The 16,087-nt window shown below is 30.4% G+C and carries 16 protein-coding genes; all 16 read right to left on the reverse strand.

All coding sequences use genetic code 11. From position 1 onward, the window contains the following. Positions 1–153: 153 nt before the first annotated feature. The 16 genes from ACQRD5_RS14615 to ACQRD5_RS14690 all read right to left on the reverse strand — a co-directional run bounded on the left by ACQRD5_RS14615 (position 154) and on the right by ACQRD5_RS14690 (position 16,003). Positions 154–834, reverse strand: a complete 681-nt coding sequence (locus ACQRD5_RS14615; RefSeq protein WP_291624876.1) for a hypothetical protein — start codon at positions 832–834, stop codon at positions 154–156. 11 nt (positions 835–845) lie between these two features. Next, positions 846–1,469, reverse strand: a complete 624-nt coding sequence (locus ACQRD5_RS14620; RefSeq protein ID WP_291624874.1) for a hypothetical protein — start codon at positions 1,467–1,469, stop codon at positions 846–848. Next, positions 1,466–5,506, reverse strand: coding sequence for an InlB B-repeat-containing protein (locus ACQRD5_RS14625; protein WP_320900199.1), 4,041 nt, complete (start codon positions 5,504–5,506; stop codon positions 1,466–1,468). The genes ACQRD5_RS14620 and ACQRD5_RS14625 overlap by 4 nt, the downstream gene beginning before the upstream one ends. Before the next feature lie 17 nt (positions 5,507–5,523). Continuing rightward, complete coding sequence (locus tag ACQRD5_RS14630; RefSeq protein WP_291624871.1) at positions 5,524–6,090, reverse strand: SipW-dependent-type signal peptide-containing protein; 567 nt, start codon at positions 6,088–6,090, stop codon at positions 5,524–5,526. Positions 6,091–6,199: 109 nt separating this feature from the next. Beyond that, positions 6,200–6,331, reverse strand: a complete 132-nt coding sequence (locus ACQRD5_RS14635; RefSeq protein WP_291624869.1) for a hypothetical protein — start codon at positions 6,329–6,331, stop codon at positions 6,200–6,202. An 80-nt stretch (positions 6,332–6,411) separates the two neighbouring features. Continuing rightward, entirely contained in the window at positions 6,412–6,960 is a 549-nt protein-coding gene (locus tag ACQRD5_RS14640; protein ID WP_291624867.1) for a TasA family protein, read from the reverse strand. Positions 6,961–7,052: 92 nt separating this feature from the next. Next, positions 7,053–7,265, reverse strand: a complete 213-nt coding sequence (locus tag ACQRD5_RS14645; protein WP_291624865.1) for a hypothetical protein — start codon at positions 7,263–7,265, stop codon at positions 7,053–7,055. A 441-nt stretch (positions 7,266–7,706) separates the two neighbouring features. Continuing rightward, positions 7,707–8,249, reverse strand: a complete 543-nt coding sequence (locus ACQRD5_RS14650) for a signal peptidase I (protein ID WP_320900195.1) — start codon at positions 8,247–8,249, stop codon at positions 7,707–7,709. Between the two features lie 524 nt (positions 8,250–8,773). Further along, positions 8,774–9,640 carry a DegV family protein gene (locus ACQRD5_RS14655; RefSeq protein ID WP_291624861.1) on the reverse strand — a complete coding sequence of 289 codons (867 nt, stop codon included), beginning with the start codon at positions 9,638–9,640 and terminating at the stop codon, positions 8,774–8,776. 75 nt (positions 9,641–9,715) lie between these two features. Then, complete coding sequence (gene spoVE, locus ACQRD5_RS14660) at positions 9,716–10,879, reverse strand: stage V sporulation protein E (protein ID WP_294166975.1); 1,164 nt, start codon at positions 10,877–10,879, stop codon at positions 9,716–9,718. A 15-nt stretch (positions 10,880–10,894) separates the two neighbouring features. After that, positions 10,895–13,102 carry a stage V sporulation protein D gene (locus tag ACQRD5_RS14665; protein WP_294166974.1) on the reverse strand — a complete coding sequence of 736 codons (2,208 nt, stop codon included), beginning with the start codon at positions 13,100–13,102 and terminating at the stop codon, positions 10,895–10,897. A gap of 117 nt (positions 13,103–13,219) precedes the next feature. Continuing rightward, positions 13,220–13,663: a peptide-methionine (R)-S-oxide reductase MsrB gene (msrB, locus tag ACQRD5_RS14670; protein WP_294166973.1), complete on the reverse strand. Its 444-nt coding sequence runs from the start codon at positions 13,661–13,663 to the stop codon at positions 13,220–13,222. Between the two features lie 39 nt (positions 13,664–13,702). Then, complete coding sequence (locus ACQRD5_RS14675; protein WP_320900190.1) at positions 13,703–14,086, reverse strand: hypothetical protein; 384 nt, start codon at positions 14,084–14,086, stop codon at positions 13,703–13,705. 57 nt (positions 14,087–14,143) lie between these two features. Continuing rightward, positions 14,144–14,755 (reverse strand): DNA-3-methyladenine glycosylase, encoded by a 612-nt coding sequence (locus ACQRD5_RS14680; RefSeq protein ID WP_321129260.1) that lies wholly within the window; start codon positions 14,753–14,755, stop codon positions 14,144–14,146. Between the two features lie 464 nt (positions 14,756–15,219). After that, positions 15,220–15,702 (reverse strand): DUF3784 domain-containing protein, encoded by a 483-nt coding sequence (locus ACQRD5_RS14685; protein ID WP_320900185.1) that lies wholly within the window; start codon positions 15,700–15,702, stop codon positions 15,220–15,222. A gap of 94 nt (positions 15,703–15,796) precedes the next feature. Then, positions 15,797–16,003, reverse strand: a complete 207-nt coding sequence (locus ACQRD5_RS14690; protein WP_291624848.1) for a hypothetical protein — start codon at positions 16,001–16,003, stop codon at positions 15,797–15,799. Positions 16,004–16,087: the final 84 nt, after the last annotated feature.

Here is a 16,087-nt window from a genome sequence, read left to right on the forward strand (position 1 = left end):
TTATCACTTTAAATTTTTAATTGCTACGCGTCGATTTTTTGACGCTTACGTTAATAACTATATTTATATTCAAAAAATATATACACTTTTCCTTAAATTATTTAGATAAATATTAAACCCATCCATATATAAATGGATGGGCAAATTATAATTTTAATGTAAGGACTTCTTCCCATTTTTCTTTGCAAATAATAGTATGAAAATCACTATTATACTGATACCAAACAATCCAAGGTAAATAAATAAATTACTATTATCACCTGTGTTAATAGATCCAATTATATCTATTATACCTCCAACTCCTTCAGATACTACAGGGAATTCTTCAGCTTTAAATTCCCAATCTAAATAACCAATTGATTCTTGAAAATCATTTCCTAAAGTAATTGGAACATCTAGTGTTAAAGTTAGATTTATTTCATCACCTGACTTAAAATCTCCAAGATATACCCAATCTGTTAGCTGTGCCTGCTTGTCTGCAGATGCATCAAAGATTTTAGAATCTCCATCCTGTTCAACAGTTAGATTAAGCTGAGAAAGAAACTCTTCTGAACCACTTTTTGCACCTAGAGAACGAAGATACAACTTTACTTCCACATTGTTTTCTGCATCGTTCTTTATCCTAATACTCTGTGTGATTCTATCACCAGGTAATACATCCTTTAAGTCTGAAAACAAATCAGTAGGTGAATACTCACTACCAGGAGCTAATATAAACTTTTCCGCATTTCCTTTATAAGTAACAGATCCCTGTGCAAAAGCTTTAATTGGAAAAGCCATTAAAATGGTACAGCTTATAAGAAGGCTAAAAATAATTTTAATATATTTTTTCATTATTCCACCCCCTACTCACTAATCTTTCCGTCACTATTAACTGTTACATTCCAAGAATTTGTAACAGCTTCTATAGGCGTACTTTGAATAGCTTCAGCAAGTATTTCAACACTTAGGTAATAACCATCTTTTTCAGTTAACTGTCTGCATTCTTTTATCAGAATATCCGTATGCCCCTTCGCTTCAACCGGAGATTTATAGTAATAATACTCACCAATCTTTAGCCAATCATTATTTTCTGCAAAGGAAAGTGAATAATCTTCATCCAAAACTGGTTTCACAGCCGATATGTTTTCACTATCATCTATCCAATTCACTAAAATTGTGGCCCTAATATATGCCTCTGTATCACCAGTATTTTTAATTGACACATCCTTCTTAATTTTTTCATCAAAATCTTCATCCACCTCACAAGCAACATTTGATGGTTTAAAAGTATTCGTAACAGATTGTGTTTGAGTGTAGATAAAAGCTATTGTGCCTCCTACTGTAATTGTAAATAGTAATACTAAGGAAACAAGCAATGCAATTTTTTCTCTTTTTTGTTTTTTTCTTTTTTGTATTTTTCTTTTTCTATTAATAACAGTTCTACTACAATAATCTATTTTTTTCATTATGCTTGCCTCCTTTCTCAATTAGATATACCTTTAAATATATTTTTTATATGAGCATTACCATTTAGCCACTTATTGATGTCATTCCTACTGTTTTTGAAAACTACATTATTACCATCTTGTGGTAGTTTAATAGTTTGTGAAGATTTATCCGGAGTATAACGCCAACTCCAATCAGTTTCTTCTGTAATAGTATAAGTACCATGCGGTAAATCTTTAATAGTAATTGAACCATTTCCAACTATAGTTACTGTTAAATCAATTCCTGAAGAACCAGTTACATGGAATATAAAACTTTGGTTTTCATCAATCTTATCAACACCAGTCTTTGTGATAGTAAGATCAACTGGTTTTTCTTTATAGTAGAAAGTTATTATATTAATTTTTGCTTCTGTACCCTCTTCTACTTTTACATCAATATTCTGTGAAGTAGGATCAACTGCTTGGTAATTTTCAATATCAATTGCAGATTCGGAAATTACTTCTCCATATTTCCCCGTATCTCTTTTTGGTTCTGCCAACTGTTTGCCAGTTCCCTGTTCAAGGTAGCGAACTTCGTATGGGTAGCTGTTGCGTGTGTAGTATAATTTAAGTTCAAGACCGTTTGCTGTAAGTTCACCGCTTACCACTGTACCTTCCACTGTTGAATCGTAGGTGAAACCGCTGATTGTAAGTGGGTCGGCTGAGTATGTTGTGTTGATATCTCCTACTGCCTGTGAAGATGCGTATTCTGTCCATGTTGTATTTCCATTTGAATCCTTTGCAAGATTTTCGGTGTAATGAGTAATCTTGTAGTATGCATGGGTTGTATCTTCTGTGTAGTAGAAGATAATTTCGTTAACTGCGCCATCTTCGGCACTTACTACCAATCGTTTTTGATATGCATCTGGCATCATGCCTGCTACAGGAACAAAGGTTTCAGTAACAACAGCTTTGCGGTTATCGGAAACTATTTTTTCCGTTGCAACAGGTTCGCCTGTTTCGGCATTAAGATATTTAACCATATAAGGAACAGCTTCTTTCTGTACATACCAGAATGTGAAAGTGTTATTTGCATCATTGTCAATATCAATTGTCAATGAATGACTCTTTACCAATGGAAAGTAACCTTCCTGATAATCTGCATACAGGTCTGTGTCACCCTTAGCGTCAAAGGTTTTTGTTATACCTGCAAGACCACTACCTGTTGTAGGTGCAGCTATCTCTGTGTCTGTCCCCTGGATTTTGTAGTAAATAGAGTAGTTTTTCAGAACATTTGAGCTCCATTTACCATAAACCTTCATATCCTTATTGATTGGCATATTTGCAAAGTCAAAGGCTTTTTCTACGCCGTCTTCCATATAGAACCATCCAACAAATGTATAACTGCTGTTTGTTGGTGTTTCAGGTGTAGGCTCAACCTTTGAGCCATGTTCAACAATTAGGTCAGGGTGCGTCTCACCAATTTTTGTATCTGATTCCATATACTCCTGTGTAAGGTAGAATTCTACTGTATGTGTTACAGGAACCCATTTTGCATAAAGGATAAGGTTTGCCGCAGGCATTGTATGACTGGAAAGGTCATACTCTGTACCTGTACATTCTGGGTTAAGATACCAACCGCCAAAAGTTACAGAACCCGGTTCGTAAGCTGATGGAACATCTGGTGTGTAGCTTTGGTAAGTTGCAAGTGATGCCTGATATTTAACTAATTCAGTTTTTACATCATCGTAGCCATCATTGAAAATAAGATTGTAGCTGTTTCTGTCATAATAGAATTCTGCACCATTATAGTCACGGCCAATCTTTGTACTCTTATCCGCATTGAATGTAAATCCCTCAATATCTTCAAATTCTTCTTCAGATACCGTCAAATTACCATCGTATTTAACTTGAACTGTGTACAGAACTTCATAACCTGAACCATCAAGTTTTTCACCGTAGTAGGTGGCCGTATGTGTTCTTGTGGAATTGTTTGTATTTGCATAGTATGTTCTATTTTCCGCAGGCATAACATCCATAAATGATGTCCATGGAGAATCACCACTTGTTTTCTGTGACCAGAGGAATGTATTAGCTTTGGAAATTGTTTCAAATCGTTCCTTGATATCTGCACCCCATTTATCTGTAATGCTTGCAAGAGTTGCTCCATTATTACCTGTTGCCTTAAATGTAATTGTAAACTGTTTACGGTCAAAATACACGTTCATTATTGTACTGCCGTCTGCGGCTACAGTAACTTCATCAGATTTTACATAAGTCCATAGGTTTGTGTCCATAACACTTGTATTAAGATAGCAATCATCTGAATGGGTGTGTTCTGTTTTTGTACATGTAAGTGTGTAACAACCATTTTCAACACTATGGGTATGTTCTGTTTTACCACAACCAAGGCAGTCTTCTGAATGAGTATGCTCTATTTGTCCACAAGTTGTAGGTGCTATTGAACCAGAAGCTGTTGAACCAGAATAATTATACCATGTTCCATTGATATATATTACTTTGCCATCCCTCGAAAATACACGCCTTGTGATATAACCATTAGAAGGATTGGATGGTGCACCTAAACCAGGAGAAGAAACATCTCCTACTCCGTCATAACATGATGTACCATGCGTATGACTTGACTGTCCACATGTGTAACAATCCTCTGAATGGGTATGTTCCTCCTGTGTACATGTCAATTCATAACACTCTTCAAGAGAATGCTGATGGCTTTCCAAAGCACAAACCATCTGGCCTGAACCAAATGTTATAGTTTCACCAGGTTTTGCATAGATTTCAGAAGATTTAATATATGAATATTCTTCATCATTTGCATTTTCGCCCCATATAACAACTGTTACTTTAGCTGTGGCATCCACTTTCCATATTGCATGGTATGTGCGGTTTTCTGCAGGCATTGTGGTTGTCAGTTCAACAGTTGTTGTGCCGTCTAGTGACCAGCCTTGAAATGTGTAACCAGCTTTTGTAGGTGTACCTACATTCCCTATTTGGGTGCCGTAACGAGCGTATATAGGCTCAACTCCGTAGCCACCGTCAAGGTCAAAGTTCATCAGATAATAGTATCTATCGTAGTAAACTTCTACAACTGTGCTACCGTCTGCTGCGATTGCAGGTTTTTCGTAAAGAAGTGCATAATAACCTTCGTAGGTTTTAGCAACTTCCGGAACAGTAGAATTTGTAAGTCCCTGTTTTGTTTCTCTTTCTACTTCTGTGTAATTGTCGTTATCCACATTCTGCTGATAATGGATAACTGTATAATCTACATTTGTAGGTTTGTAAACAACATTAATTGTGTAGTCCTTTTGGATATCTGTGTAGTTAAGATTAACAGAATTTTGCTGTACATCGTTAACATAAGGCAGATAACCCAGTATTGTTGGATAGTTAACAGTAGCTGAAAAGCTTGAGCCTGCAGCAAGGGTTGCTGTGTAAGGTTCTGCTGCAATTTCATTATTTTCAAATACATAATTAATAACTATACTATAGGTTTCATTTGTTGAATTTTCAGTTTCAATGCTATCAGTTTCATCATATGTTTGAATATTACTTATATCAGCATTTTCAGCTGATGCTGTATAAGTAGCAAAATTCTCTACTGTATCATTTACAACAATAGGATCTGCTTCCGTTGATTCATTACTTAATTCATTGATTTTCTCAACTTCCTGGTATTTATTATCTAGTATAACAGTAACTGAATCACTAGTATTTTCAATTCCCCCTGTAATTTGAGTACAACGAATTTGAGTTTGACCATTTTTATGGATCATATTATATACCTTAGCATAAGTTAGTGTGCAAGTATTCCCCTTTTCACCATAAATATTAATCCACTTATTATATTCATCAGAATAAAATTGCCATTGAAGTTCTTCAATCATATTATTTGGAGCTGTAAGAACTTCTTTTCCATTTGGAGTTACTGTTATAGTTTCTCCAGATGATACTGTTGTATTTATATTACCATCTTCATCTTCTGCAGAAGCCCTTATAGACATTGGCGTAAATGTGGTAAAAATTAATAAAATACAAAGAAGAAATGATAACACTTTTGCTTTTTTTCTTCGCTTCATGAATCAATCCCCCCTTATTAATCTTCTGGCCAACCTACTGCACTAAATACATTATCTCCGTTGTTAGCCACTTGAGTTGCCTGTGCATTTACATTAATTTCAACTTTACTTTCTTTATACATATTGCTCATCTCTTTATCAAAAATAACAGTATTGAACAATGGCTTTGTTTCTTCCCCTGCTGATAATGATGTATTGTAGTAGTAATAACCTTCTTTTTCTGTCCAATCACTAGTATTTAGATCAAATTTTATAAGTGATAAATCCACATCATCAGTTATACCTTCTGCTAGAGTAATAGCCTTGTCAAGTTTTATACGAACATATGCTGACTGTCCACCTATGTTTTTTATAGAAACAATTTTTGATATTTCCGCACCTGGCATCACACCTGTTTTATCTTGAAAAGGAACTAAATCTCCTCCTTCTTCAGAAATAGCCATCTCTTTTAATTCAATTTTAATATTTCCAGTTGTAATAACATTGGTTGCTGTCTTTTCTGCTGTGAAATAAGCCATTGTCCCATAGGCTAATATAGAAAGACATCCAATCAACAATGCACAAACTGTGATTTTCCTCTTCATAATTTTCTTCCCTTTCTATATATAATCTCACTGGTATTATTAAATTGCTCCTGCCTAAAAATAGGCAGGAACGTATTATACCTTATAGAATTTAAACTTATATTAAATTTTATTCCCAAGGATTATAAGTACTAGGAGTTCCAAATGCAGTATTTAAAGCTTCATAAACATTATTAAAACCTGCAGCTTGAGTCCCCTCAGCAACTAATGAAAGTGTAGTTATTTTTTTATTTACCTTCATAATTAATTGCTCCTCTATAAAATTTTATTTTCTATTTAAAAATTCTTATATAAAGTAAATTTAAATTTTTATCTTAAATATTATTTACTTGCTTCTGCCCAAGCTGCTGCTGCAGTTGCGATATTATCCTTTTGTACTGCATATGCTGTGAAAGTAAGAGTTGGCTGTGTAGCACCTTCCACTTTTAGAGCATCCATCATTGCTTTTGTAACGGTTGTTTTTACTGTAACTTGATTATCTTTTAAAACATAAAAGCTAGTGCCAGCATTAGCTGTATTAGCATCCACTTCACGATAGTAAACTCCTGATTCTAGTTTAGTCCAACCTGTAGCTATTGAATAACTAATATAATCATCAAGTTTTGGATTTGTAGACTCTTCAATCTTAACAAATAGCCAACAAGCTTCACTACCAGCATTAACAGTAACAGTTGGATCTTTTGCAATTGTATTACCTGGAACCATTTTATAATCTGTAGTTGTTTCGGCTAAAGTTATATCGATATTCCCCACAGTAAATGTGTTGGTAACAGAGTTCGTCTTAGCAGTAAGATAAGCCAAAGTTCCTCCAATAACACAGGTTAGCACTAATACAAGTGCCATCACTAAACTAATTCTTTTTTTCTTCATCTAAAATTCCCTCTTTCTTTAAATTATTTTTATAAATAAAGCTATTAAGCTATACTTATCTTAAATCATTAGTTCCCGAAAGCTTTCCATCCCTATTCAGCAGTATCAAAACCATCAGCTTGAATTGCATGAGTAACCACATTAATTTTTAAACCTTCAAGTGTTTCTAACTGAGCGTTAGTTAGGCTTTCTTGAACTATTATTTTCTCAAATACAGCTGGAAGTATAGTATCTTTATCACTATTTGTTTCTACTATTGAGTTATACCAAAACTCATAAGTATAAGTATCTTTATCAGCTGTCATATTCTTGTATGTCCAAGATTTAGTGTTAATTTCAAAGCAATTTTCAATTTTAATGTCACTTTGTAAATTATAAAGTGCTTCACGCTTATTTAAAGTTACAAGAGCACGTACATAACAATCTTAGCTATTAGCCTTAATAGTAACAGTTGAGTCTTTCGTATAACTATGACCTGGTATAAGCTTGTACCTATTTTCTTTTACAGGGTCAGCACCTTGAACAGGAGTACCATCTTCATCTACTTTAGCTTCATCTAAAGTAATATAACCTTTCCAACTGTAAAGGTATTGTTTAGCTTATCCTCTGATTTTAGGTATGCTATTGTCGCAAACATAGTTGTTGAAACAAGCAATAAGGCAACCAAGACCATCGTCAGTGCTTTTATTTTTGAGTTCATAAGAACTCCCCTATCTCAATAAATATCTATTGGTAACCTTTCGGTATTACCCTTGTTTTATCACTCCATCATCAGTAGAGTTCTTATCATTTTTCTTCTCATCATCAAATAGATCAGGAAGAAAAGTAAGTAATATAATAATCACACCAGCTATAATTGCAATATACATACCTGGTGGATGCTGAATATAATTTGCCACATATCCCATATATGGAATAGTAAATACTGAAGACCCTATTACATTCTTATAATGTACTAGAGAACTATCCTCAAAATCGTTCGCGTCACCTTTAGTACGAAAGCGGATAGTATCTATATCATCTTCATCTGGAATAACCTCTATGATACGATGTGTTGCAGTAGTTTTTTCATTTAGCATAAAGGTAATTATATCTCCCACTTTTAGTTCTTTTGGGTTAACTTTTTTTACATAAATTAATGATCCTGTATGATAAGTTGGTTCCATAGAACCTGATAAAACAGTATAGACTTGCAATCCTATTATCCTAACCCCTACAAGTAAAAGTGCTATTATAACTGTTAATATAACTAAAACATTGGTTATATTATTATAAATCCTCTTAACCATATGATTTATCTCCTTTCTAATAGAGAAGGTATTTGATAAATATTTTTAATATAAAATCCTTTTATTGTTTTTTGAAAATTTCTTTATGTGTTTATTATTAGATTATTACTTTAAGTGTTTTTTGAAAATTTTTTCATGTGTTTATTATTAGATTATTACTTTTATTGATTTTTATAATTAAATAAAAGCACCATATATTTAGATGTAATTAGATGATTTTTGACCGAAATAATTCCTTATTTCTTATATAAAGTAAATGTAAATAACGCTTTTATCACTTTAAATTATACATTCATCAAATTATAATTTCAACCCATTTTTACTTTATTTTACACAAATGTTACATTGATGCATATAAAGTTATTTTTAACTAAATTAATATACTTGTATTTCCAAATAAAAATATTCCAATTTGTATAAGATACATATTAAAAATAAATAAAAAAAAACTCCTTGCGGAGTTTTTAAATAAATTTATTTTAATTTATATTTTTTTATTTTTAGAACTAAAAAATTTCTCTATACTATCTATTATTTCCAATAAAAAATAATGCCAATGTACCTGGTCCTGAGTGACTTCCTACTGCAGGTCCGATATTATTTATTATAATTTCTTTTACTTTTACTTCACTTAATATTAATTCTTTTAAACTTTCTGCTTCTTGTATACAATCTCCATGACTAATAAAAATAGTCTGATTTTCAGAATCTACAATTTTCTCTTTTAGTTTATCATACAACTCTTTAATAGATTTTTTTCTTCCCTTAACCTTGGAAATTGGAATTAATCTGCCTTCATTATCTACATGCATAATTGGTTTTATGCTTAACATTGTACCAACTATTGCTACTGTACTTGATACTCTACCGCCTCTTTTTAAATGATTTAAATCATCTACTGTAAACCAATGATTCACTTTAAGCTTATTATCTTCTAACCAATTAACAATATCCTCTTTACTCTTTCCTTCTTTTAGCATATTTGCTGCATAATAAACAAGTAAACCTAATCCCATTGATGCACTTTTCGTATCTACTATAGTGATATCAGCATCTTTTATTTCTTCATCTATAATTTCTTTTGCTAATCTTGCGCTGTTAACACATCCACTTAAGGCTGAAGAAAAACCAATATATATTATTGAGTATCCTTCTCTAACATATTTTTTGAAATTTCTTTCAAAAGTATCTACATTTACTTGTGATGTTTTTGGTAACTTACCATTTCTTATAAGGCTATAAAAATCCTTGTGTGATATACTTTTTCCTAAATCATCAGGAATATCTTCACCATTAATATTCACTATTATTGGCATAACTTGAATATTATTTTCATTAACAAAGCTTATAGGTAAATCACAACAAGAATCAGTGAAAAGTATAGTCTTCATTATATTCCTCCTATTTTGCCAAATATAACTTCATTATAATAATATTTTATTCTATAAAATTTAAGTCCATTTTTATTATATTTCTTCATATTTACTCTGTCTAGATATATTAAGCAATATTCCCATTGCCCCTAAATTAAATACCAATGAAGTTCCTCCATAACTAATAAATGGCATTGGAACTCCTGTTACAGGCATTGAACCACTTACTACTGCTATATTTATTATAGCTTGTATTGCAATAACTGAAATAATTCCTATAGCTAATAAAAATCCATAATTATCCCTTGCTTTTACGGCTATTGTAGTTCCTCTTATTACTATAAACATAAATATTGATATTATAAAAATGCATCCAATCAATCCTAGCTCTTCACCTATAATTGAAAATATAAAGTCATTATGAGGTTCTGGCATAAACAAAGCCTTTTGCCTTGAATTTCCAAGTCCAACTCCAAATATTCCTCCTGACCCTAATGCATAAAGTGATTGAATTAATTGATAACTATCTCCAGATGGGTCAGCCCAAGGATTTAGAAAACTTGTAAGTCTATCTAATCTATAGCTTTGAGTAAATATCAATGCTAGCCCTGCAGCAATTCCAACTGGTACCAATGATAGCAAGTGACTGATTTTTGCTCCTCCAACCAAAATCATTATAAAAGCAACCATCATAATTATAGCTGTAATACTTAAATTCTTTTCCAGTAATACAAGAACTGCAAATACAGCTGCTATGCATAAATAAAGTATTGTTCCTTCTCCAAACTTCTTAATCTTATTTTTTCTTTTGTCAATAAGTAATGCTAAATAAAGAACTAATACATATTTTGCAAGTTCAGATGGTTGAAAAGATAATGGTCCTAACCTTATCCATCTTACAGCTCCATTTATATCAGCACCAGCAAATAAAACTATTATCAAAAGTGCTAGTGTAATTATTACTAACCAAGGAGTAAACTTTTTATAAATATGATAGTCTATAGACATGGTTATAGCCATACCTATTGTACCAACTATAACCCATGTAATTTCTTTAATAAAATAATAATCTGTATTATAAACATCCTTTTGATATAATGCATAATATGAGCTTGATGAATATACCATTACTACTCCAATAAACAGTAATAACAATAACGCACATAATAATGCATAATCTATGCTTTTCATATTTATTTTTTTCATTTTTCTTCGTTTAACTTTGCTCTTTGAATTTACATTATTAATTCTATTCATCTTGTCTCCTATTATCTATTCTTTTAAATCTAAAGAAACCTTAGTTCCTTTCTCAATAAGTTTTCCTTCTATAATACTTTGTCCATCAACTATTCCCATACCATTAGTTGAAAATTTCAAGTTCAAACTATTTAATATATTGCTAGCTTCTTCCAAAGTCTTTCCTTTTAAATTTGGCATTATAAGTTTATTGTTATCTATCTTATCATCTGCTAAATTCACACTAATAGTTGATCCTTCTTCTACTAATGAACCTGGATAAGGGTCCATATTGCTAACCTTTGAAGAAGAATTATTTATATTAATAGATAAATTATATTCTTCTAATATTTTTTTAGCTTCTGAAATACTTTTCCCTCTTATTTCAGGTACTACTACTGGGTCTTTTTCCGTATATTTTTCTTTATATACTTGAGAATCCATATAATTAAATAACTCAGTAAGTAGTGATTTTAATATTGGAGTAGTAACTGGTCCACCATAATATTGCCCTGCACTTGGCTCATTAACTTTTATATAAATAGTAATTTCAGGCTCTTCAACTGGATATAATGCTAAAACAGATGCTATATATTTATCTGATGAATAACCTCCATTAATAGAATCTATTGTTTGAGCAGTACCTGTTTTTCCCCCTACTCTTCTATCTTCTCCCATAAAGCTTCCAATAGGTTGTCCTTGGTTAATTGTTCTTTCTAGGTAATCTTTTAAAGTAGCTGTAGTATTTTCTGATACTATTCCTTTTTTTATTGTAGGTTCGAATATCTTATCAATTATTTTTGTTCCATTACTAGCTTCAGAAGTTATTTTTTTCATTATATGAGGTTGAATTAAGTCTCCTCCATTAGCAATAACATTAAAAGCTGTTAATAATTGAACGCTATTTACTGTATTAGTTTGTCCAAATGCAATAGTTGCTAAATCCATTTCACTCATATCACTAACTGACTTAACAATCCCTTCAGATTCTCCTGGTAAATCTATGTTAGTTAATTGTCCAAAACCGAATTTATCAATATATTCTTTTAGTTTTTCACTTCCAAGCCTTGCACCTAATTCCATAAAACCTACATTACAAGAATTCTGTAATATTTCAGGAAGAGTTTGTGTTCCATGACCTGATGTATTCCAACATTTTATTGTTGTAGAACCAAATTTTACTCCTCCACTACAATAAAATGTATCATTCTCATTAGCTAATCCTTCCTCTAACACTGCTGCCATAGTTATATTCTTAAAAGTTGAGCCAGGTTCAAAGGTATCACTAATTGCACTATCTCTAAACATATTTTGGAGTTTATCAAAATCATCTTCACCATCAAATTTTTCGTAATCTTCATAAGGAGTGTTTGGATTAAAATCAGGTTTATTTACCAGAGCTAATATTTCTCCATTATTTGGATTCATAACAATTATAGTAACCTCTTTAGCTTTATTATCTGTATATCCTTTTTCAGCTGCTTTTTCAGCCATTAGTTGTATATTTTCATCTATAGTTAACTCAATATTTTTCCCATCTACAGGACTTGAATATTTAACTGTTTGATAAGGTAAATCTTTTAAGCTTCCATCTATTTCAGATATCTTATATCCAGATATACCAGTAAGTTCATAATCATATTCTAATTCAACTCCATTTAATCCTATATTATCAGAGTTAACACTTCCAAGTACATGTGCTAAGAAATTATTATTAGGATAATATCGTTTTTGACTGATAGAAGTTACTACTCCATATATATTTAAAGCTTTAATTCTATCACAGGTTTCTTTATCTATTCCTTTCATTAAGGTGCTTGTCTTAATTTCAACTCCATCTTCACTAGAGGGATTTAACTTTTCCTTTACTTCCTCTATACTAAGTCCAGATGCTTCTGCTAATTTTTTTGCTACTTCCTCTTTTGTTGTCTTTTTCTCTTGAATATGCGTATCTATTGCTTCTAAATCTAAATCTACACTATAAACATCTATTGAAGTTGCAAGAATTGACCCATTTCTATCAACTATATCCCCTCTATTTGCTTTTACTATTACTTGAGAATTCCATTGTCCTTGAGCCATACTCTTATACTCTTTACTCTTATAAATCATAATATACGTTAGTTTACCAATTAAAAACATAAATATTAAGCAAACAATTATAGTTACATATAAAGCTCTTTCTCTATTATTTCTTTTTTTATTGTTATTTTTTCTTTTATTACCTTTAATACTTTTACTCATTCCAGACCCCCATGGTTGCAATTGTATTTTCATAAGTTTTATTATAACAAACATTAAATAATTATGTAAATTACTACATACTCTTTAAATTTAAAAAAGTAAAAGTGGAAGCCACCTTTACTCATTATCAAATAGACTTAAATATTCTTCATACCCCTCTTCTTTCATTTTTTCTTTAGGTATAAATTTAAGTGCAGCTGAATTTATACAGTATCTCAAGCCTCCTACTTCTTCTGGTCCATCACAAAAAACATGTCCCAAATGGGAGTTTGAAGATTTACTTCTCACCTCAGTCCTTACCATTCCATGACTTCTATCTATATTTTCACTTATAAGACTTCTATCAATTGGCTTGGAAAAAGCTGGCCAACCACAACCTGAATCAAACTTAGAATCTGATATAAATAATGGTTCTAAAGAAACAATATCTACATATATGCCTTCCTTAAAATTATCATAATATTCATTTAAGAAAGGTGGTTCAGTAGCATTTTCTTGAGTAACCTTATATTGTATTGTAGATAATCTATTTTTTAATTCATCCTTATTATATTTATTCATTTTTCATCCTCCATTTATTTATAATATTTATATACTTTTTTATTTATTCTTTGTAACAAATATTCTTTTAACTATAGTTTGTGGTGGGTTAGACTTTGTCATAGCTTCACTTACTCTCATATAAACCAAATCACCCTTTTGTAATTCTATATTATCTTTTTTGTCGTTAGAAGAATTCATAACTTTAGTTGTATCATCAATGATTCCTACTACCTTAATTTTATTTACTTCTTTATCTTTGATATATCCTTCAACAGTTATTCTAATAGATTTATTATCCTCACTTTTTTCAACAGCTAAGATCTCACCAATAACAATCGGACTTTTAGGATTTATTGATTTTTCTGGTTCTGATGCACCAATTAACGCAAGTGAAATAATCACCAGTGAACAAATTACTAATAATGATTTTCTAAATTTCATATTTAAACCTCCTTAATGTAAAATCATTATTAGTTTTATACAAATTAATATAAATATTCATTTTTTAGAAACATACAAATTATCTTTAATGTAAAATCTCCATAAAAAATCTTTAGCTTCTTCTGCATAATCAATACCTATTCGCTTGGTCTCAACTATCTCAAAGCTTTTATTTGGATTATGTTCTAAATACAAATCCCCAGATAAGTATAATTTTTTATAATTCTCATTTTTAGTTATATTTAATGCACTACATAACTTTGATGGACCATTAGTTAAATTTCTTTTTTGAGCATTACTTAATTCTTCATAATTTTTCTTAAATCTTACATTAGATATATAATCCAAATTATCTAATGGTTCAATAGCTCTTATTAAAACAGCTTCTGGCTCCTCCTTTTTATTAGTTACAATATTAAGACAATGATATAATCCATATATAAAGTATACATAAGCTATACCTCCTTCTTCAAAAAGAGGCTTTGTTCTTTCAGTCTTTTTGTAATTATAAGCATGACAAGCTTTATCTATTGCTCCAATATAACTTTCAGTTTCAACAATCATAGATTTAATCTTTTTTCCATTAACTTCTCTTATAAGAAAGTCACCTAATATATCCTTTGCAACATCTATTGCTCCCTTTTGATAAAAATCTTTATTAATTATCATATTTATTCTCCAAAAATCATATATATATATATTTATTATATATTATTTTTTATTCTTCTTTATTATTTATTCATTAATTTTTTAAATTTACTTATTATTTTATTCTTTATTGAAATAATAAGTAAGCTTCAATAACACTTTTAAGAGGATTTCTATCTTTAATAATCCATTTAGAAATGAAAGCAGAAAAAAATAGCAAAGATAAAGGAACTAATTAAGCTACTTTATCTTTGCTTTTGCTATTTTAAATTATTAAATGACTCTATAGTTTTATTACTATCTTTGTAATTTATATATATTTCAGTACTTATTGTGGAAATCTTTATATATGGTCCACTCTTACTTTGAATATATAACTTTACCCTATCCCCATTTTTCAATTTGAAATCGCCTTTCCTAATTGAACTACCATCACTATATCCATTAACTCTTAAAGCTGTTTCTGGAAGGGTATCTACTAATACTTATTCCTTAATGTCTTTTTTCTTAATGCTTGTTCCAAAATTGCCCTCAATTATAATAGATGTGTCTGTAACTCTTATTTCATTAGGTTCTTTTCCTGAAGAAAAAGTTATTAGCATTATTGCAAAGGTTATAAAGGCAATAACTACAATGAAAATATTTTCTGCAATGCTTTTTTTATTGTGATCAAACTTTTGAATATAAAATAAATATCCAAAAATTATAACTACTATCAAAAAAGCAAATATGAAAAAAGAAATTTCAAAATATTTTGTGATAATTGCTCCTAAAATAATTATTAAAGCAATTAAATAGCACATCCTAGCAATATGCTTACCCACCTCTTCTATATCAACATTACGTTTTTTATCTTTTGATAAGGTATTATATCCTGAGATTAACCAATAACACTTATATTTTTTTATTGCTAATCCAATTAATACAAATAACAAACTTATTAAAGAAAAAATAATTATTTCTATCAATCTTAATCACCATCTTAAAGGTTTTTCACTCGCTTTAATAAGGTTAATTATACCTCTTTTAAATAGTAATGTCAATATTTTAATAATATACTTCTTACCACTCTATTGTTAGGATATTAACCTCATCCTTAGTTAAAGATACCTTATATCCATGAAAAATTAACCAAGTTAAAAGTTCTTTTTGTATTTCCTCATTATCAGAAAGGAGAAGTGCAGAAATTTTATTTAAATTCATCTCCTTTGCATAGTTAATATTATCTATAATTTTTCTTTTTTGATTTACTATTAAATTATCAGACATAAATATTCCTCCTTTATATTTTATCCTATTCTTATACAAATAATATTATGTTAATTATTTTCTGGAAAATATTTATATTTAGCT

This window comes from Clostridium sp. SGI.024 (assembly GCF_050315195.1).
Lineage (GTDB): Bacteria > Bacillota > Clostridia > Clostridiales > Clostridiaceae > Clostridium.